Raw genomic sequence first — 18780 nt, 5'->3', positions numbered from 1 at the left:
CGTCATACCCTCTCGATGATCTTCTCGCCGAACAGGCCCTGTGGCCGGAAGACGAGGAAGAGCAGCGCCAGAACATAGGCGAACCAGTTTTCGGTCGCGCCGCCGATCATCGAGCCGATGGCGAATTCGAACAGTTTCTCGCCCACGCCGATCAGCAGCCCGCCGACAATCGCGCCGGGGATCGAGGTGAAGCCGCCCAGCATCAGAACCGGCAGCGCCTTGAGCGCGATCAGCGAAAGCGAGAACTGAACGCCCGATTTCGTGCCCCACATGATGCCCGCGACCAGCGCCACGAACCCGGCCAGCGACCAGACCATGACCCAGATGAAGTTCAGGCTGATCCCCACCGACAGCGCGGCCTGGTGATCGTCGGCCACGGCGCGCATGGCGCGGCCCTGCTTGGTGTATTGCGCAAAGACGATCAGCGAGAACACCAGCGCGGCGGCAATCGCCGTGGCGACCAGATCGAGATTGTCGATGAAGAAACCGTAATCGAAGATGTTGAACGTGAAATCGTCGATGGCCAGGTTGATGCCCTGCGGCAGGCCCACATCCAGCTTCTTGATGTCGCTGCCCCACATGATGTCCCCAAAGCCTTCGAGGAAATAGGCAAGGCCGATGGTGGCCATGAACAGGATGATCGGTTCCTGGTTGACGAGATGCCGGAAGATCAGCGTATTGACCGCCCAGGCCAGCACGACCATCACCACCATCGTCAGCAGGATCGCCAGCAAGGCCGGAACGTGCCAGCCGAAATGGTGGACTTCGGTGCCGAACACCGCGTTGATCAGGTGGCTGAAGGGCACCTGCCCCTCCATGATCCCCACCAGCGTCAGCGCGGCGAACAGGGCCATGACGCCCTGCGCATAGTTGAAGATGCCCGACGCCTTGTAGATCAGCACGAAGCCCAGTGCGACGAGCGCATAGAGAACCCCGGCCATCAGACCGTTCAGGAAAACCTCGGTTCCCCAGATTAACTGCTCAGGCATGTTGTGATCCTCCCTGAATGTCGTGGTTCCGGCTGATATCAGTCATGGGCCACCCCCAGATAGGCGTCGATCACGTCCTGATTGCTGCGCACCTCGTCGGGTGTGCCGTCACCGATCTTCTTGCCGTAATCCATCACGACCACCCGGTCGCTCAGGTCCATCACCACGCCCATGTCGTGTTCGATCAGGGCGATGGTGGTGCCGAATTCGTCGTTCACGTCGAGGATGAAGCGGCTCATGTCCTCTTTTTCTTCGACGTTCATGCCCGCCATCGGTTCGTCCAGCAGCAGGATCGACGGCTCGGCGGCCAGCGCGCGGGCAAGTTCGACCCGCTTTTTCAGACCGTAAGGCAACCGCCCCACGGGCGTTTTGCGGATGTGCTGGATTTCCAGGAAGTCGATGATCTTTTCTACGGCTTCGCGGTTTTCCACTTCTTCGCGCTCGGCCTTGCCCTTCCAGATCGCCTGCGCCATCAGACCGGCGTCCATCTGGCGGATGCGGCCCGTCATGACGTTGTCCAGCACGGTCATGCCCTCGAAGAGCGCGATGTTCTGGAAGGTCCGGGCAATGCCCTGCCGGGCCACCTGATAGGGCTTCATCGGCGGGCGCAATGCGCCCTTGTACCAGACCTCGCCCTCTTGCGGGTTGTAGAACCCCGAGATGACGTTGAGCATACTGGACTTGCCCGCACCGTTTGGGCCGATGATCGCGCGGATCTCGCCCTCGCGGATATCGAAACTGATGTCCTGAATGGCGACCACACCGCCAAAGCGCAGCGTGATGTGTTTCATTTCCATCACCACACCGCCGATCTTGCGGCCATCTTCGGTGGTATAGCCCTGTGACGTGTCAAGCATGGCTCAACCCTTTCTCATAGGTGGTCTGCGGGGCGATGGCGCCGCTCGCGGCAACCGGCGTCGCGTGCCGGGCCATCATTCCGCAGCGACCTTCGTGTCGCCATTCACCGGCACCACCGCGGCATCGCGGATTTCCAGCGTCGCGCTGATCGACCCCTTGCGCCCGTCTTCGTAGGTAACTTCGGTGGTGGTGAAGATTTCCCCGGACCCGTCGTACAGCGCGCCAAGGAGATCCTCGAACTTCTCGGCGATCACGCCGCGGCGCACCTTGCGCGTGCGGGTCATTTCGCCGTCGTCGGCATCCAGTTCCTTGTGCAGCACGAGGAAGCGATGCACCTGGCAATGCGACAACATCGGATCGTCGGCGAGGGACCGGTTCACCTCTTCCACATGGCCCTGGATCATCTCCAGAACCTTGGGATGGCCCGCCAGTTCCTGATAGGACGCATAGCCGATATTGTTGCGCTCGGCCCAGTTGCCCACCGCCGTCAGGTCGATATTGATGAAGGCCGTACAGGCGTTGCGCTGATTGCCGAACACCACGGCTTCGAGGATGTTGGGATAGAACTTGAGCTTGTTCTCGACGTATTTGGGCGCGAACATCTTGCCGTCGGCCATCTTGCCCACGTCCTTGGCGCGGTCGATGATCCGCAGATGCCCCGAGCCTTCCTCGAAGAAGCCCGCATCGCCGGTGGCGACCCAGCCTTCGGCGTCCTTGGTGCTCTTGGTGCTTTCCTCGTTCTTGTAATAATATTCGAACGTGCCGGGGCTGCGATAGAACACCTCGCCCGACTCGTCGATCCTGATCTCGACACCGGGCGCGGCGATGCCGACCGTATCGTTGCGCACCTCGCCATCGGGTTGCAGGGTGATGAACACCGAGGCCTCGGTCTGACCGTAAAGCTGTTTCAGGTTGATCCCCAAAGAGCGGTAGAACTCGAAGATTTCCGGCCCGATCGCCTCACCCGCCGTATAGCCCACGCGCACCCGGCCGAAACCCAGCGTGTCCTTGAGCGGGCCATAGATGAACAGGTTGCCCAACGCGTATTTCAGACGATCCCAGCCGCCGACCGGCTTGCCGTCCAGAATGGCCGGTCCGACCTTGCGGGCATGCTCCATGAACACGTCGAACAGCCATTTCTTGAAGCGGCCCGCATCCTCCATGCGGATCATCACGTTGGTCAGCTGGGTCTCGAACACGCGCGGTGGGGCGAAATAATAGGTCGGCCCGATCTCGCGCAGGTCGGTCTGCATCGTGTCGGGGGATTCCGGGCAGTTCACGCAGAACCCACACCAATAGGCCTGCCCTATCGAAAAGATGAAATCCCCCACCCATGCCATCGGCAGGTAGGCCAGAACCTCTTCGTTTTTCGTCAGGTTGTCGAACTCGGCGGACGAGCGTGACGCCTCGATGATATTGCGGTTGGACAGCACCACGCCCTTGGGCTTGCCGGTGGTGCCCGAGGTGTAGAGCATCACGCAGATGCTATCGTAATCCAGCTTTTCGCGGCGCGCCTTGAGGTCCTCGATGAACTCCCAATAGGCGGCGCGGCCCTGCTCCTGGATGCTGGCAAAGGTGTGCAGCTTGTGATGATCGTATTTCCGCATGCCGCGCGGATCGACATAGATCATGTGCTCGAACTGTTGGAGCTGATCCTGAATCTCGATCACCTTGTCGACCTGCTCCTGGTCCTCGACCACGGCAAAGCGGGCGCCGCAATGATCCAGCACATAGGCCATCTCGTCGGCGGCGGCGTCCTGATACAGGGGCACCGGAATGGCCCCTACCGATTGCGCGGCCACCATCGACCAATAGAAATAGGGCCGGTTGCGTCCGATGACGGCGATGAAATCGCCCTCGTTCACTCCCAGATTGATCAGGCCAAGCGCCAGAGCTTCGATTTCCTTTTCGGCCTCCGCCCAGGTCCAGCATTGCCAGATGCCGAATTCCTTTTCGCGGTAAGCGGGCCTGCCGGCGAGCTCTTTGGCGTTCCGCTGAAGAAGCGCCGGAACAGAGCATAGCCCCTCCGCCGCCTGTGACGACTGTGCCAAGTTTTATCCTCCCAAATGTTCGCCTTGCGAACAGATCGCCTTGTGACGGCGATTCCTCCTGCCATCAAAGGTGCTGGTTTGAGCCTCACGGTCAACTTTTTCCTGAACATTTCGCAAACCTTACGAATTGTAACAGGCCGCCAAACAGGCTTTGCGCCCGCCCCGTCCGGTGCTAGCCATGGACAAAAGGACACCCCGACGATGCCCACACGCAGCCAAACCAACGCCATGACGATGGCGGGCCTGAACCTGATTCAGCAGGCCCTGTCGATTTACGACGCCGACCTGCAACTGGCCGTGTGCAACCAGCGCTTTCAGGAGATGTTCGATCTGCCGGACTGGCTTGTGACGCCCGGTGCGTCCTTTGCCGACACGATCGGGTTTCTGGCCGAGCGGGGCGACTACGGCGAGGTGGACAACCTGGATGAATTCGTGCGCATCCGTGTCGAACAGGCCCGTGCCTTCGAACCGCACTACATGGAACGCCGCCGCGCCAATGGCCGGACCATCAGCGTCGAGGGCACCCCCCTGCCCGAAGGGGGGTGGGTCACGGTCTATACCGACATCACCCGCACCAAGCGGCAGGAATTGCTGCTGCGCACGCGATCCGAGGAACTGTCGGATCAATTGCTCAGCTACTCCGAGGAACTCGCCGCCACCAACCGCGAGTTGTCGGCCACGATCACCGCCCTGGAAGAGGCCAAGCGCCAGTTGACCGCCTCGGAGGCGCGCACGCGGCTGACGACCGAAATGATGCCCGCCCATATCGCCCATGTCGGGCCTGACGGGTGCTATACCTATTCCAACCGTCGCCTCAGCACGGTGATGCCCGGCTCGCAATCCGAGATCATCGGCCTGCACCTGAGCGAGGCGCTGGCGCCGCAACCCTATGCCGCGATCCGCCCCTATCTCGAACGGGCGTTCCACGGCGAGGCCTCGGTGTTCGAGTTCACGCACGAGCCCAGTTCGCGCCGTATCCGGGTGGCCCTGACCCCCGACGATACGCAGGGCGGCACCTATGTTTTGTCGATGGACATCACCGAAGAGGCGCAGACCCGGTCGGCGCTGCAACAGACCCGCCGGCGCGAGATGGCCGCGCAACTGACCAGCGGGCTGGCGCATGATTTCTCGAACCTGCTGACCATCATCCTCGGGATGCAATCGAAATTGCAGCGGATGGATCTGGGGCCACAGGCGAGCGAGTTGATCACCGCCACCCTGGCGGCGGCCCGGCGCGGCGGCGGGTTGCTGAACCGGATCGCCGACATGACCGGCCCGCGCGAGCACATGCCCGCCCCCACCGACCTGTCGGCCTTTCTGGGCGATCTCGAAACACTGGCCCGCTCGACCCTGCCGGATGGCGTCAGCTTTGCCGTCAACAATCTGGCCGCCGGGCGCGCGTTCCTTCTGGACCCCGGCATGTTGCAGGATTCGCTGCTGAATCTCGTTCTGAACGCCCGCGATGCCTGTGGCGAGACAGGCCGGATCGCCCTGACGGCGGCCTGCGTGCAGGATACGTGGCTGGAATTCGTCGTGACCGATACCGGCCCCGGATTTTCCGAGTATGCACTGGCCCATGCGCTGGACCCGTTCTTTACCACCAAGGGCGGCGAAGGGTCGGGGCTGGGGCTGTCGATGGTCTATGACATGACCAAGCTGGCCGGTGGGCGCGTGCAATTGTCCAACACCGATACCGGCGGGCGGGTTTCGCTGCGCCTGCCGCTGCGGCCCGCCGATGCGGCCGATACGCCCGGCATGATCCTTCTGGTCGAGGACAGCCCCGATTTGCGCGATACGGTGCGCGACATGCTGCGGGATCTGGGCCATACGGTGATCGAAGCCGCCACCGCCGACGAGGCGCTGGCGCTGATCACGGAAGTGCCGCAGATTTCGGCGCTGCTGTCGGACATCTCACTTGAAGGCGGCAAGACCGGCCTGGACCTCATCGAAGCCCTGCCCGAAGATCATTGCCCGGCCTTCCTGATGACGTCTCTGCCGCCCGGCGCGGCGCTGCACCAAGCCGCGAAAGCCTGCGCGCCGGTGCTGCGCAAACCCTTCACCGCCGCGCAGCTCGACGCGTTCCTCAAATCGGATTCCCAACCATGACCGCACCCCTTGTCACCATCCTCGACGACGAGCCAGCCATCCGCACCATGCTGTCGGACGCGCTGGAAGAGGCGGGATTTCGCACCATGGCCTTTGGCCGCGCGACCGAGTTCGAAGCCGCGCTGCGCACCACCCGGCCCGACATCTGCCTTGTCGATCTGTCGCTGCCCGACCGCGACGGGCTGACGCTGGTGCACCGGCTGGCCCTGGAACAGGGCGCGACGGTGATCATCATCTCGGGCCGGGCCGAAGTGCAGGACAAGGTGACCGGGCTGGAACTGGGAGCGGACGATTATATCATCAAACCCTTCGAGCCCGCCGAGGTGGTCGCCCGCGTGCGCGCCCGCCTGCGCCGCGACACGGCAGCGCCGCAGAGTTCGGATACGGCACGGTTCAACGGCTGGATTGCCCATTTCCACCGCTATGTTCTGGAGGACGAGTCAGGGCTGGAAACGCCCTTCTCCCACGCCGAGGGCGAAGTGCTGCGCCTGTTTCTCGAACGCCCCAAGCGGCTGATCTCGCGACAGGCCATGCAAGAAGCCCTTGGCGGGGCGGCGGGCGACAGTTTCGATCGGGCGATGGATGTCCGCATCTCGCGCCTGCGCACCAAACTGCGCGAAGATCCCAAGAACCCGCGCCTGATCAAAACGATCTACGGCGCAGGGTATATATTCCTTGGCGACGTCAGCTGGGGCTGACGGTCCGGGGGCGCTGCCAGCCGCTGATTATTGCGCGGCCAACTGTTCCTCTGCGGCCTCGACCCGCACGGCCGAGTATTTGAACTCGGGAATCTTGCCATAGGGGTCGAGCGCGGGGTTGGTCAGGATGTTGGCTGCCGCTTCGACATAGGCAAAGGGCAGGAACACCATGTCCGGCGCCACGGCGCGGTCGGCGCGCGCCATCACTTCGACCGAGCCGCGCTTGGTGGTCAGGCGCACCATGCCGCCCGGCTCGACGCCCAGTTTGCGCAGGGTCGAGGGGTGAAGCGAACAGTTCGCCTCGGGCTCGACCGCGTCCAGCACGCTGGCGCGCCGCGTCATCGAGCCGGTGTGCCAATGCTCGAGCTGACGCCCCGTGGTCAGGACCATCGGGTAGTCGGCATCGGGCAGGTCGTCGGGCGGGATCACACTGGCCGGAGTGAACCGTGCGCGGCCTTCGGGGCGCGGGAAGCCATCGCCGAACACCACCGCCTCGCCCGGGCCTTGGGGATCGTTGCAGGGATAAGTGACCGCATTCTCGCGTTCCAGCCGCGCCCATGAGATGTTGTTCAGCGACTTCATGTTCTGTTTCATCTCGGCGAACACGTCTGCCGGGCTGTCATAGGACCATTGCAGCCCCAGACGATTGGCCAGTTCGACCGTGATCGCCCAATCCTCGCGCGCCTCGCCCGGAGGGGTGACGGCTGGGCGGCCCATCTGGACCTGACGGTTGGTGTTCGTCACGGTGCCGGATTTCTCGTAGAACGCCGAGGCGGGCAGGATCACGTCGGCATAGTTCGCCGTTTCAGTGATGAAGATGTCCTGCACAACCAGGTGGTCCAGCTTGGCCAGCGCATCGCGGGCGTGTTCGACATCCGGGTCGGACATGGCCGGGTTTTCGCCCAGGATATACATGCCCCTGATCTGATCGGCATGAACGGCATCCATGATCTCGGTCACGGTCAGGCCCTTCTGGTCCGAGAAATCGCCCGATTCCCAGACCTCGGTAAAGGCGCGGCGCACACCGTCGTCGGTCACGCTTTGGTAATCGGGCAGGAACATCGGGATCAGCCCCGCATCCGAGGCCCCCTGCACGTTGTTCTGGCCGCGCAGCGGGTGCAGGCCGGCGCCGGGGCGGCCCACATGGCCGCACATCAGGGCCAGCGAAATCAGGCAGCGCGAATTGTCGGTGCCGTGGATATGCTGGCTGACGCCCATGCCCCAGAAGATCATCCCGGCCTGAGCCGTGGCGAAATCTCGCGCCACCTGCCGCAGGGTTTCGGCGGGGATGCCACAGAGCTCCTGCATCTTCTCGGGCGGGAATTGCGCCAGATGTTCTTTCTCGGCCTCCCAGTTCTCGGTGAAGGCTTCGATATATTGCTGATCGTAGAGCCCCTCTTCGACGATCACATTCATGATCGCGTTCAGCATCGACACATCCGCGCCGGGCTTGAACTGCAACATATGGGTGGCAAAGCGGCGCAGGCCCACACCGCGCGGGTCCATCACGATCAGCTTGCCACCGCGCTTGGTGAACTGCTTGAAATAGGTGGCGGCGACGGGGTGGTTCTCGATCGGATTGCAGCCGATCACGATCGCCACGTCGGCATTCTCGATCTCGTTGAAGGTGGCCGTCACCGCGCCCGAGCCGACGTTTTCCATCAGCGCCGCCACGGATGACGCATGGCACAGCCGCGTGCAGTGATCGACATTGTTATGGCCAAATCCCTGACGGATCAGTTTCTGGAACAGATACGCCTCTTCGTTGGTGCATTTGGCGCTGCCGAACCCGGCCACCGAGGCCCCGCCATGATCGTCCTTCAGGCGCTTCAGCCCCCCGGCGGCGAAATCCATCGCCTCGTCCCAGTCGGCCTCGCGGAAGACCTTCTGCCAGTTGCCGGGATCGACGTTCAGCCCCTTGGCGGGCGCGTCATCGCGGCGGATCAGCGGTTTGGTCAGGCGGTGATCGTGGTGGATATAGTCGAACCCGAAGCGCCCCTTGACGCACAGGCGCCCTTCGTTCGCGGGGCCATTGATGCCCTCGACATATTTCACCTTGCCGTCCTTGACCTTGAGGCTGACCTGACAACCCACGCCACAGAACGGGCAGACGCTCTGGACCTCTTCATCGTAATCGGCGCTGTCGCCCACCTGCGCCTCGTCCAGCACGGTGGCGGGCATCAGGGCGCCGGTCGGGCAGGCCTGCACGCATTCGCCACAGGCCACGCAGGTGCTGGCGCCCATCGGGTCGGCGAAATCGAACACCGGAAAGCTGTCATGCCCGCGCCCGCCCATGCCGATCACGTCATTGACCTGCACTTCGCGGCAGGCCCGAACACACAGGTTGCACTGAATGCAGGCATCGAGATTGACGCGCATCGCCACATGGCTGTCATCCAGCAGCGGGATGCGATCCCTTTCCATCGCGGGAAAACGGCTTGTGCTCACGCCGTTCAGTTCGGCCATGTCCCAAAGCTGGCTGGATTTGTCATGCGCCTGATCGTGCTGCGGCTGATCGGCCAGCAGCAGCTCCATCACCATCTTGCGCGATGCTTTGGCGCGGTCGCTGTCTGTCTTGACGATCATGCCCTCCTGCACCTCGCGGATGCACGAGGCGACAAGCGTACGCTCGCCTTCGACCTCGACCATGCAGGCACGACAGTTGCCATCGGGGCGATAGCCCGGCGCGGGCTTGTGGCACAGGTGCGGAATCTTCAGCCCGCCGCCATTGGCCACCTCCCAGATCGTCTGGCCTTTTTCGGCCTCGATTTCCTTGCCGTTCAGCGTGAACTTGATGGTATCGGACATGGCGCGCCTCCTTGAGCTTGCGCATGATAAACCATGTCATGAATTTTCAGAGTCTCACAATCCCGACACCTCCCCGCAATTTTGCGGCGCACCGGGGCGGATGGGTTTCCTATCGGCTACGCTGCGCAGCGAAGAATATTTTCCGCTCACGCATCTTTCACCCCGGCTCGCACGGCGCTAACGTGCCGCCGACAAGCGAACAGCAGGACGACTTGAAACGTGGCCGAAATCATACTTGTGCGGCACGGGCAGGCCAATGCCCAGGCCAATGACGAGGCGGGATATGACCGCCTGTCCGATCTGGGCCGCCAGCAGGCGGGCTGGCTGGGCGCGCATCTGCGCGATACCAACCCGCATTTCGACCGTGTCCTGACCGGCACCCTGACCCGGCAGGCCGATACCGCCCGTGAAATGGGGTACGAGATCACCGCGCAGGACGAACGCCTGAACGAGTTGAGCTATTTCGCGCTGGCGCAGGCACTAGAGGATCAGCACGGCATCCCGGCCCCGCGCGACGCCACCGAATTCGCCACCCATCTGCCGCAAGTCATCGACCACTGGGCGCGTGACCGGCTGGAGGGTATCCCCGAACGCTTCGAAGCCTTCGCCACGCGCATCGCCGAGGCGCTGGACGAGGCCTGCAATGCACCGGGGCGCACGCTGATCGTTACCTCGGGCGGGGTGATCGGCATGGCCCTGCGTCATACGCTGGGGCTGGAAAACGGCGGCATGGCCAAGATCATGCTGCAAATCATGAACAGCTCGGTTCACCGGCTGGAATATGTCCATGACACGCTGATGCTGGGCGCGTTCAACGCCACGCCGCATCTGGATATCCCCGACCGGGCCCATGCCCGCACCTTTGTCTGACATCTGGAAAGGCCCATCATGAAGCTCTTTTTCTCACCCGGCACTATCGCACTGGCCTCGGCCTATGCCCTGGAAGAAGCGGGGCTTGACTATGAGCCCGTCCAACTGGATTTCCCCCGGGGCGAGCAAACCAAGCCCGAATACCTGGCCCTCAACCCCAAGGGCCGCGTGCCCGCCCTTGTGACCGATCAGGGCATCCTGACGGAAACCGGCGCGGTCCTGGAATATGTCGCCAGCCTTGCACCGGAGCGCGGGCTTGTGCCCGCCGATCCCTGGCAGGCCGCGCAAATGCGCAGCGCCCTGCATTACCTGGCCAGCACCGTGCATGTGAACCACGCGCACAAACATCGCGGCAGCCGTTGGGCCACACAGCAAGCCTCGTTCGACGACATGACCGCCAAGGTCAGCGAAAACATGGCCGCCTGCTGCCGCTTCATCGAGGACAACTGGCCACTGTCCCCCTTTGTCATGGGCCCGGCGCTGAGCGTGGCCGATCCCTACCTGTTCGCCGTCTGCACCTGGCTGGAGGGCGACAACGTGGCCATCGCCGACTATCCGAAACTCGCCGCCCATTTCGACATGATGGCCCAACGCCCCGCCGCGGCCGCCGTGCGCGCCAAGGGCTTCATGCGCTGAGGGCTGAAAGGAAACCACATGACACATCTCTGGGTCCGAGCCGAACAACGCCCCAACGAAGACCGCACCGGCCTGACACCCGACGGGGCGGCACAACTGATCGCCAGGGGCATCGAGGTAACGGTCGAGGACAGCCGCACGCGCATCATCCCCATCGACGGCTATCGCGCTGCGGGCTGCTCCATCGCGCCGGAAAACGCATGGCCCGACGCGCCGCGCGATGCGATCGTCTTCGGGCTCAAGGAGCTGCCCGATGACGGCACGCCGCTGCCGAATCGTCACATCATGTTCGGCCATGCCTTCAAGGGCCAGCATTCGGGCCGCCGCCTGCTGGAGCGGTTCAAGGCCGGGGGCGGCACGCTCTACGATCTGGAATACCTGGTCGATGAACAGGGCCGCCGCGTCGCCGCCTTCGGCTATTGGGCGGGCTATGCGGGCGCCGCTGTCAGCCTGATGACATGGGCCGCGCAACAACAGGGCGGCACCTGCCCGCCGGTCTCGGCCTATCCGAACAAGGAGGCCCTGCTGGCGGACCTGGCCGGGCGTCTGGATGCCACCGGCAAACCCCGCCCCAGTGCCATCGTGATCGGCGCGCTTGGCCGTGTCGGCACCGGCGCGGCGGATCTGTGCGAGGCGATGGACGTGCAGACCACCCGTTGGGACATGGCCGAAACTGCCAATGGGGGGCCGTTCCCGGAAATCCTGCAACACGACATATTTCTCAACTGTATCTTCGCCCGCCCCGGCACGCCGGTATTCGTGCCGCAATCGGCGCTGACGGCGGATCGCGCCCTGTCGGTGATCGGCGACGTGGCCTGCGATCCCGACAGCGATTACAACCCCGTGCCGGTCTATACGCAGGCCACCACATGGGACGCCCCCGCCACCCGCGTGCATGACGCGCCGCCGCTCGACGTGATGGCGATCGACAACCTGCCCTCGCTCCTGCCGCTGGAATCCTCGCAGGATTACGCGGGCCAGTTGCTTCCGTCGCTGCTGACGCTGGACGATCTGGACGGCGGCGTATGGGCGCGCGCAAAAACGGTATTCAACGACAACATCAAGGAGGTCTGAACAATGACAATCCACTGGTGCGGAACCGGCCTGTCGGCCATCCCCGGCCTGCGCCGCCTGATCGAGGCGGGCCATGACGTCGCCGTCTGGAACCGGACGACCGACAAGGCACAAGACGCCGTCGGCGACCTGACGGACAATATCCACGCCTTCGATTTCGACACGCTCAAATCCAAGGTGGCCGAGGGCGATGTGGTGGTCTCCATGCTGCCCGGTGACTGGCACGTTCCACTGGCCGAAATGTGCATCGAGGCAGGGGCGAATTTCGTCTCCTCCTCCTACATCGCGCCCGGAATGCGCGCGCTTGACGACAAGGCCCGCAATGCCGGCGTGACCTGCGTGAACGAGGTGGGGCTCGATCCGGGGATCGACCACCTGATGGCGCATTACCTTGTGGCCGATTACCGCGCCTCGGACGCGTTCAGCCCGGCCAATGACATCAGCTTCATCTCCTATTGCGGCGGCATTCCCAAGCACCCCAACCCGTTCCGCTATAAATTCAGCTGGTCGCCCCTTGGCGTGCTCAAGGCGCTGCGCTCGCCCTCGCGCTCGGTACGGGATTACTCGGAACTCAACGTCGCGCGCCCGTGGGACGCTATTTCAAGCTACAGCGCCCCGCTGCCCACGCCCGAAACCTTCGAGGTCTACCCCAACCGCGATTCCGTGCCCTTCATCGAGGATTACCGCTTTGATTCCTCATGGAGGATCAAGCAATTCGTCCGGGGCACCCTGCGCCTGAACGGCTGGGCCGACGCATGGTCCGACATCTTCCGCGAGATCGAAACGCTGGAAGGCGAGTCCGGCGATGCGCGGCTCAAGGAAATGTCCGATCAGTTCTGGGACGAAAACGCCTATGACGAGGGCGAGCCGGATCGCGTGGTGCTGTGCGTGTCGCTCAAGGCCGAACACAATGGCGAACCCGTCTGGCACAAGACCTACGTGATGGACGCATGGGGCGACGAACGCGGCACCGCCATGGCGCGGCTGGTGTCGATCCCCGTTTCGCTGGCCGTCGAAGCGGTGCTGAACCGCGAGATCCCCGCCGGTGTCCACCCCGCCCCGCACGACCCGAAACTGGTCGAACGGTTCCTGGGCGAAGTCGACAAGCTGGCGCAGCACCTGCAAGTGGTCGATCACCTGGACTGAATCAGAAACCGGGGGGCGGGCATCCGCACCGGCCCCCGACCCGCTGTCAAACCCTGCGAAACGCCTGTTTGACCAGCCACAGCAGAACCCCGGCGACAACGCCCCAGACCGCGCCGCTGATCCCCCACATCACCATGCCGCTGGCGGTGATCAGGAATGTCAGCGCCGGTCCTTCTGTCTGGGTCGGGTCCGAAAACGCCCCGCGAAGCGACCCGACCAGCGCCGGAATCAGCGCCAGCCCCGCCAGCCCGGTGATCAGCTCGCTCGGGGCCAGCGTGGCCAGCGCCGTTACCGGCCCCGCCAGAAAGGCCAGCACCACATAGCCCACCCCCGAAACGATCGCCGCCCAGTACCGGCGCGACGGGTCGCGCCCGGCATCCTCGCTCGACATCATCGCGGCGGTGATCGCCGACATGTTCATCGGGATCGCCCCGAAGGGCGCGATCAACAGGCTGGCCAGCCCGGTCTGGCGCAACAAGGGCTGGCGCTTGAACTGATAGCCATGCATTTCCAGCACCGCGAAACCGGGAATGTTCTGCCCCGCCATCGTGACCAGAAACAGCGGGATCGCGACCGACACGAACCCTTGCAGCGTGAACACCGGCGTCAGCGGCCCAAGGTCGGGCCGCCAGCCCCCCTGCCCCATCGCCGCGCCGTCGGGCATGTCCACGCCCACGAAGAACACCACCAGAAAGGCCAGAAGCGCCAGCGGCATCGCCGACAGCTTGTTCCATGTCAGCCCGACGATCCACGCCCCGATCACCGGCAGGATCAGGCCCGGCACGCTGCCCATCGCCATTGCCGGGGCAAGGCACAACTTGAACAGCACCCCCGCCAGTAGCGCGTTCGCCACCGGCTTGGGGATTGCCGCCACCAGACGGCCAAGGGGCCGGACGATCCCGGTAATCAGGATCAACACCGCACAGCAGATCAACGCGCCCACCGCCTCGGCAAAGCCGCCGGGCAGGGCCACACTGGCCGCCATGAACGCCGCGCCGGGGGTGGACCACGCCACCGCTGCCGGAACCCGCGAAACGGCGGGCAGAACGATGCTGCACACCCCCATGCCGAGCGTGGCAAAGAACAGCCCCGTCGCCGCCTGCGCCTCGGTCGCGCCCATGCTGGTCAACCCGGCCAGAACGATGGCGAAAGACGCGGTATAGCCCACGAAGGCGGCCAGCAGCCCCATGTAAACCGCCGAGGGCGAAAGCTCTTTGATCATGAAATCAGGTCCGGTGACGTTTGAAATATCGCGCCCCCGCCATGCCATGAAATCGACAGAGGGCCAAGCCGTCACGCCAACTCTTCCCCCGCAACGAAAGCGTGTGTAGGATTCACGGCATACAAGTATTTCCCGTTTCCCCGAGGTTTATCTTGCCCAACGAAACCGCCCCTGATGACCTGCCGAAAATCTGGTATACGCGCATTCTGCAATCGACCAATGTGCAATTGCGTATGGATTTTTCTATCGAGCGTGACGCACTGGAGTATAAGCACGATTTCATTCTATATCGTCCCGTTGCCCGTAAAGATGCTCCGACACATCTCACTCTGAAGCGGGGTCACGAACGCATTGCTAGCACTTGCAAGGATGCATTCATTATTATCGATGGCCTTCTGGTCATCTCTCCAAAGTTCCGGGATGTGCTGACCCGGTTCGATCTGGGCCGGACTGGTCTGTTCGAGGTGCCGATTTACCAACCCGATGGCGAAACCCTGTCAGACTATCCGCCGCATTACATCCTGCATGTGGCCGAAACCAAGGACTGTTTCGTGCCCGAAGCGTCGGAGTATGTCAGGCAGATGATCCGTTATGGCGAAACCGAGCCCCGCCCAAACGCGCCATGGGCCGCCGATTTCACTCGGGACAGGCTGGCGGTCCGGGCGTCGGCCGCCGAAGGCGTCGATCTCTGGGCCCACCCGAACCTAAGCGAACGCCTGTTTTTCAGCGACCGCCTGAAACAGGCCATCGAGGCCGCCGAGCTTGCAACGAAGGATTTCGGCCCAATCGCTGCCACGATCGTGGCCTGACGTATCCCGCGGCCCGATTGCCCGCCTGCGCGGGCGTTCGCCCCGTTAACCCCGCCCGGCACCGCCGGACGCGCCGATACAATACCGACGCGATACCGACGTTTTACCGAAAGTGAATTTTCTGCAAAATCAGCGCGTTAACCGCGATTCGCGCGATCAGCCGCCGCGCACCAGATCGTCCTCGTCATCGACGATGGAAATGCCCAGCTCGTCCAGCCCGTTTTCCAGATGGTCCGACAGGTGCGGCGTGCCCAGCAGGTAATCGGCGGTGGGCGTGGTCGCCTCGTCTCTGGCGGTGCGCTTGGCCTCTTCCAGTTCGTCCGAGGTGAAGCTGTCTCGCCCGATCCACATCAGCGCCACAAGGCTGGCCTGTTCCTCCTCGGTCAGCCGCTCGATAAAGGCGCGCAGCTCGGGCTCGGCCCGCTCCAGTTCGCGCGCCATCAACACGACCTGGGCAATCTTGTATGTGCTAATATCCAGCATGGTTCATCTCCTGTTCGCGTAGCATATCACAGGATTGAGCCGCTGTATCTCTTTCGTCTTTGATCTTACGCAAAAAGACGCCCACAGATCGCAGGTTCGCATCACCCCCCGCCTTATGGCCCGACGGCATCGGTGACGCCGGGGCCGGAAAACCTTTGAAAGGGTGATCCGTCCTGTTGTTCCCCACGTAGAAGAACCATGTTGCAACACACTGAAACGCCTGACCGGCCCTGGCTCTCGTCCAGCCTGCGGCGACGTGCTAAACCCATGCCGAAGGCCGCAACCAGATCGGACAAGGCGCCAGTGGCGAACGCGACAGACAGTCAGAACGAGCATTGGGTCACCTGCATCGTCCGGGTCAGGGACATGCAGGATCAGGCGGCCTTTGCGGAGCTGTTCCACCATTTCGCCCCACGCGTGAAGGCATTTCTGATGAAATCCGGGGCCGATGCGGCGCTGGCCGAAGAATGCGCGCAGGACGTGATGGCGACCTTGTGGCAAAAGGCGCATCTGTTCGATCCCTCCCGCGCCAGCGTCGCGACATGGGTTTTCACCATCGCGCGCAATCGCAGGGTCGACGCGATCCGTAAAATGAAACGCCCCGATCCCGCGGACCTGCCATGGGGGCCCGAATCCGAACCGGACCAGGCCGATATTCTGGCCCTGCAACAGGAAAGCGCCTTGCTGGGCCAGGCAATCTCACGCCTGCCCGACAAACAGAAACTACTGATTGAAAAGGCCTATTTCGGCGATCTGAGCCACCGGGAAATCGCCCGGCAAACCGGCCTGCCCCTGGGCACGATCAAATCCAGAATACGTCTGGCGCTGGACCGCCTGCGCCACGCAATGAAGTGAAAACCGCGATGCAAGACCAGATCAAACACCACCTGACGGATGCCCTACTGATGGCCTATTCAGCCGGCACCCTCCCCGAGGCGTTCAGCCTGACGGTGGCGGCCCATATCTCGCTGTGTGACGACTGCCGTGCACGTCTGGGGGCGTTCGAGGCCGTTGGCGGTGTCCTGATCGACACTGCAGAGGCCAGCCCCATGGCGGCTGGCAGCCTCGAGGCCACGCTGGAGAGGCTCACGGCAGAGGGCCCGCAACAGCCCCAGGGCCACTCCGCTCCGCGCGTCGACGGCGTTTTGCCCCGTCCCGTGCAGGACTATATCGGCGGTGATCTGGATTGCGTCCGCTGGCGGCCTGTCGGGATGGGCGTCAGGCAGGCGATCATCCCCACCGCACGCGATGCAACCGCGCGGCTGCTTTATATCCCGGCGGGCGCCGCTGTCCCCGACCACGGGCATCGCGGCACGGAACTGACGCTCGTCCTGCAGGGCGCATTCCATGACGAGGTCGACCGCTTCGGCCCCGGCGATATCGAGGTGGCCGACGAGGATCTGGATCACAGGCCGGTTGCGGATGCGGGGGCCGATTGTATCTGCCTTGCCGCAACGGACGCCCCCTTGCGGTTCAAAGGGCTCCTGCCACGCCTCGCACAACCGTTCCTGCGGATTTGATCAACGCCCGTGGCTGCGGTCATAGCCGTTCACCGGCGGGCTTTGCCACCCTGTCAACGCACCGTCAGCGGGCGCAAACACCTCGACCAGCAGGGGATGACACGCCGCCGCATCGCTGGAGTGTTCCGAAGAACAATCGCCCCCCGGACAGGCCGACAAAGCCCCCAGAAGGTCGATCTCGGCAAAGAACTCCAGATAATCGCCGGGCCGCACCGGGCTGGCCTTCATGAAATATTGACCCGTATCGCGGGTAAAGCCGGTGCACATGAACACGTTCAGCACGTCATGCACATGCGGCTCCGCCTCGCTCAGGGTCATGCCCGTCTCGTCGGCCAGCGCACGCGTCAGGTTCGAGTGGCAGCAATGGTGGTATTGCGCCCCGGACAGCAGGTTGCCGGTGTAAGGATCGCAGCGCGTGCCGATCACGTCATGCACCGAGCCGCCGAACTCATCCATGCCATACCAGCCCAACGTATCGTCGGTGATCGTCGCCATCGGGCGCAGAAACGGAAAGGATGACCACATCCGCTCGCCCGCGCTCAGATGGGTGCCATGCAATGCGCGGGATTTGCCGGAATAGAACCTTTCGGACAGGTCATGGGAGTTCCACAGGTTCAGATCACCCACCTGCGGGCCTTCGACCGATGAGATGCGGAAAAACTGTCCGGCAGCCACCCGGAAACAGGCGGCATCGCGTGGGGGCACCTCTACCTCACCAACCTTTCTGGCGGTCTGACGCGCGCTGGCATAGAGCGCCATATCCGGCGCGGGTAGCGTATCGTTGGGATAGCAGATGACAGGTTTCACTGCGCGGCGGGCGGCGGCATCCGTGGGCTCTTGCATCGGGTGGTCTTTCCGGGTCGGTCTCAGTTGGCCTTGCAATCCAAAGGGGGTTTTCCGTTGGATGTAAAGGCCTCGGCCCCACAGGCCATGCAGCGATATTTACGCTGCCCATCTCTGTCGCCACGACGATATTCGCGCCAGCGGCACTGACGCGTGCGCCGGTTCGAGAAGATCACGATCAGAAGAAAGGCCACGATCAGGCCGACGACGATGATCAAGGCTGCACCCCGCTATGATTGCGAGGCCCTTATAACTGCCCTGCATCCGCGCCGAAACCGGCGCTTTGGGCAAACTGGCCCGGTATCGTACTGGTTACCACATGACGCGCGGCGGCCCGGCCTGTTTCGCGTCGCCGGGCCACCCGCGATTGATCGCCTCAGTAATAGGCGTACATCTGCTCCAGCGCGGTCATCTCGGGACCGGCGGGCGCAGCGGGTTTGTTTGCAGGCTCGTCCTGATAGTAAACCTCGAACCAATCCGCCATATTCTCGGCTTTGGCGTCGGATTCAGGAACTTCGCTGTGCATCTGTTTGACTGCAAGTGCCATGGGTCTCTCCATCATGTTGCACCGCAGAATATAGGCTTCTGCACCGCAGCATTACACAGACACAATTGCAGACGCGCTATGCGCAGGGCGCAAAATGCACAAAAAAGCCCCGGTCCAGCG

Annotated in this window: 18 protein-coding genes; 9 read left to right on the top strand and 9 right to left on the bottom strand. The window is 63.3% G+C overall.

The annotated features are described in order from the left end of the window. Positions 1–2: 2 nt before the first annotated feature. From KPG71_RS08785 to KPG71_RS08775, 3 genes are all read right to left on the bottom strand, one after another. Entirely contained in the window at positions 3–989 is a 987-nt protein-coding gene (locus tag KPG71_RS08785; protein ID WP_216337715.1) for a branched-chain amino acid ABC transporter permease, read from the bottom strand. A 38-nt stretch (positions 990–1027) separates the two neighbouring features. Continuing rightward, positions 1028–1846 (bottom strand): ABC transporter ATP-binding protein, encoded by an 819-nt coding sequence (locus tag KPG71_RS08780; protein ID WP_216337714.1) that lies wholly within the window; start codon positions 1844–1846, stop codon positions 1028–1030. 75 nt (positions 1847–1921) lie between these two features. After that, positions 1922–3898: an AMP-binding protein gene (locus KPG71_RS08775; protein ID WP_216337713.1), complete on the bottom strand. Its 1977-nt coding sequence runs from the start codon at positions 3896–3898 to the stop codon at positions 1922–1924. A 201-nt stretch (positions 3899–4099) separates the two neighbouring features. Between KPG71_RS08775 and KPG71_RS08770 the strand changes: the two genes are divergently transcribed. Continuing rightward, the gene (locus tag KPG71_RS08770; RefSeq protein ID WP_216337712.1) at positions 4100–6004 is read left to right on the top strand and encodes a PAS-domain containing protein; all 1905 of its coding nucleotides are present in this window, start codon (positions 4100–4102) and stop codon (positions 6002–6004) included. Next, the gene (locus tag KPG71_RS08765; RefSeq protein WP_216337711.1) at positions 6001–6702 is read left to right on the top strand and encodes a response regulator transcription factor; all 702 of its coding nucleotides are present in this window, start codon (positions 6001–6003) and stop codon (positions 6700–6702) included. Before KPG71_RS08770 ends, KPG71_RS08765 begins: the two co-directional genes overlap by 4 nt. A gap of 27 nt (positions 6703–6729) precedes the next feature. On the opposite strand, the gene fdhF is transcribed toward KPG71_RS08765, so the two are convergent. Further along, positions 6730–9510, bottom strand: a complete 2781-nt coding sequence (gene fdhF, locus KPG71_RS08760) for a formate dehydrogenase subunit alpha (protein WP_216337710.1) — start codon at positions 9508–9510, stop codon at positions 6730–6732. A 219-nt stretch (positions 9511–9729) separates the two neighbouring features. Between fdhF and KPG71_RS08755 the strand changes: the two genes are divergently transcribed. From KPG71_RS08755 to KPG71_RS08740, 4 genes are read left to right on the top strand one after another with little or no spacing between them, the layout of a single operon-like run. Then, on the top strand, positions 9730–10380 hold the full coding sequence (locus KPG71_RS08755; RefSeq protein WP_216337709.1) for a histidine phosphatase family protein: 651 nt from the start codon (positions 9730–9732) through the stop codon (positions 10378–10380). An 18-nt stretch (positions 10381–10398) separates the two neighbouring features. Then, complete coding sequence (locus tag KPG71_RS08750) at positions 10399–11016, top strand: glutathione S-transferase family protein (RefSeq protein ID WP_216337708.1); 618 nt, start codon at positions 10399–10401, stop codon at positions 11014–11016. A gap of 18 nt (positions 11017–11034) precedes the next feature. Next, positions 11035–12090 (top strand): saccharopine dehydrogenase, encoded by a 1056-nt coding sequence (locus KPG71_RS08745; RefSeq protein ID WP_216337707.1) that lies wholly within the window; start codon positions 11035–11037, stop codon positions 12088–12090. A gap of 3 nt (positions 12091–12093) precedes the next feature. Continuing rightward, complete coding sequence (locus KPG71_RS08740; RefSeq protein ID WP_216337706.1) at positions 12094–13236, top strand: saccharopine dehydrogenase family protein; 1143 nt, start codon at positions 12094–12096, stop codon at positions 13234–13236. A gap of 46 nt (positions 13237–13282) precedes the next feature. On the opposite strand, the gene KPG71_RS08735 is transcribed toward KPG71_RS08740, so the two are convergent. Next, complete coding sequence (locus tag KPG71_RS08735; protein ID WP_216337705.1) at positions 13283–14458, bottom strand: benzoate/H(+) symporter BenE family transporter; 1176 nt, start codon at positions 14456–14458, stop codon at positions 13283–13285. Positions 14459–14610: 152 nt separating this feature from the next. On the opposite strand from KPG71_RS08735, the gene KPG71_RS08730 reads away from it, so the two are divergent. Then, positions 14611–15267, top strand: a complete 657-nt coding sequence (locus KPG71_RS08730; RefSeq protein WP_216337704.1) for a DUF1629 domain-containing protein — start codon at positions 14611–14613, stop codon at positions 15265–15267. Between the two features lie 156 nt (positions 15268–15423). Here the strand turns inward: KPG71_RS08730 and KPG71_RS08725 are convergent, their stop codons facing one another. Continuing rightward, on the bottom strand, positions 15424–15750 hold the full coding sequence (locus tag KPG71_RS08725) for a DUF3775 domain-containing protein (RefSeq protein ID WP_216337703.1): 327 nt from the start codon (positions 15748–15750) through the stop codon (positions 15424–15426). 366 nt (positions 15751–16116) lie between these two features. Here KPG71_RS08725 and KPG71_RS08720 point away from each other — a divergent pair, with 366 nt between their 5' ends. Further along, positions 16117–16605, top strand: coding sequence for a sigma-70 family RNA polymerase sigma factor (locus KPG71_RS08720; protein ID WP_253196188.1), 489 nt, complete (start codon positions 16117–16119; stop codon positions 16603–16605). An 8-nt stretch (positions 16606–16613) separates the two neighbouring features. After that, positions 16614–17270 (top strand): ChrR family anti-sigma-E factor, encoded by a 657-nt coding sequence (locus tag KPG71_RS08715; RefSeq protein ID WP_216337701.1) that lies wholly within the window; start codon positions 16614–16616, stop codon positions 17268–17270. Here the strand turns inward: KPG71_RS08715 and KPG71_RS08710 are convergent, their stop codons facing one another. The 3 genes from KPG71_RS08710 to KPG71_RS08700 all read right to left on the bottom strand — a co-directional run bounded on the left by KPG71_RS08710 (position 17271) and on the right by KPG71_RS08700 (position 18660). Then, entirely contained in the window at positions 17271–18113 is an 843-nt protein-coding gene (locus KPG71_RS08710; RefSeq protein WP_216337700.1) for a DUF1989 domain-containing protein, read from the bottom strand. Between the two features lie 23 nt (positions 18114–18136). Beyond that, entirely contained in the window at positions 18137–18331 is a 195-nt protein-coding gene (locus tag KPG71_RS08705; protein ID WP_216337699.1) for a hypothetical protein, read from the bottom strand. A 158-nt stretch (positions 18332–18489) separates the two neighbouring features. After that, positions 18490–18660, bottom strand: coding sequence for a hypothetical protein (locus tag KPG71_RS08700; RefSeq protein ID WP_216337698.1), 171 nt, complete (start codon positions 18658–18660; stop codon positions 18490–18492). Positions 18661–18780 lie beyond the last annotated feature (120 nt).

Source organism: Roseovarius sp. PS-C2 (genome assembly GCF_018862045.1).
Taxonomy (GTDB): Bacteria; Pseudomonadota; Alphaproteobacteria; order Rhodobacterales; family Rhodobacteraceae; genus Roseovarius.
The sequence above is the reverse complement of the archived record's forward strand: the minus strand, read 5'-3'. Positions and strand labels throughout refer to the sequence as shown.

Coding starts and splice junctions, on each gene's coding strand:
- KPG71_RS08785 (WP_216337715.1), bottom strand. CDS start 989: ATGCCTGAGCAGTTAATCTGGGGAACCGAGGTTTTCCTGAACGGTCTG.
- KPG71_RS08780 (WP_216337714.1), bottom strand. CDS start 1,846: ATGCTTGACACGTCACAGGGCTATACCACCGAAGATGGCCGCAAGATC.
- KPG71_RS08770 (WP_216337712.1), top strand. CDS start 4,100: ATGCCCACACGCAGCCAAACCAACGCCATGACGATGGCGGGCCTGAAC.
- KPG71_RS08765 (WP_216337711.1), top strand. CDS start 6,001: ATGACCGCACCCCTTGTCACCATCCTCGACGACGAGCCAGCCATCCGC.
- fdhF (WP_216337710.1), bottom strand. CDS start 9,510: ATGTCCGATACCATCAAGTTCACGCTGAACGGCAAGGAAATCGAGGCC.
- KPG71_RS08750 (WP_216337708.1), top strand. CDS start 10,399: ATGAAGCTCTTTTTCTCACCCGGCACTATCGCACTGGCCTCGGCCTAT.
- KPG71_RS08745 (WP_216337707.1), top strand. CDS start 11,035: ATGACACATCTCTGGGTCCGAGCCGAACAACGCCCCAACGAAGACCGC.
- KPG71_RS08740 (WP_216337706.1), top strand. CDS start 12,094: ATGACAATCCACTGGTGCGGAACCGGCCTGTCGGCCATCCCCGGCCTG.
- KPG71_RS08735 (WP_216337705.1), bottom strand. CDS start 14,458: ATGATCAAAGAGCTTTCGCCCTCGGCGGTTTACATGGGGCTGCTGGCC.
- KPG71_RS08725 (WP_216337703.1), bottom strand. CDS start 15,750: ATGCTGGATATTAGCACATACAAGATTGCCCAGGTCGTGTTGATGGCG.
- KPG71_RS08720 (WP_253196188.1), top strand. CDS start 16,117: ATGCAGGATCAGGCGGCCTTTGCGGAGCTGTTCCACCATTTCGCCCCA.
- KPG71_RS08715 (WP_216337701.1), top strand. CDS start 16,614: ATGCAAGACCAGATCAAACACCACCTGACGGATGCCCTACTGATGGCC.
- KPG71_RS08710 (WP_216337700.1), bottom strand. CDS start 18,113: ATGCAAGAGCCCACGGATGCCGCCGCCCGCCGCGCAGTGAAACCTGTC.
- KPG71_RS08700 (WP_216337698.1), bottom strand. CDS start 18,660: ATGGCACTTGCAGTCAAACAGATGCACAGCGAAGTTCCTGAATCCGAC.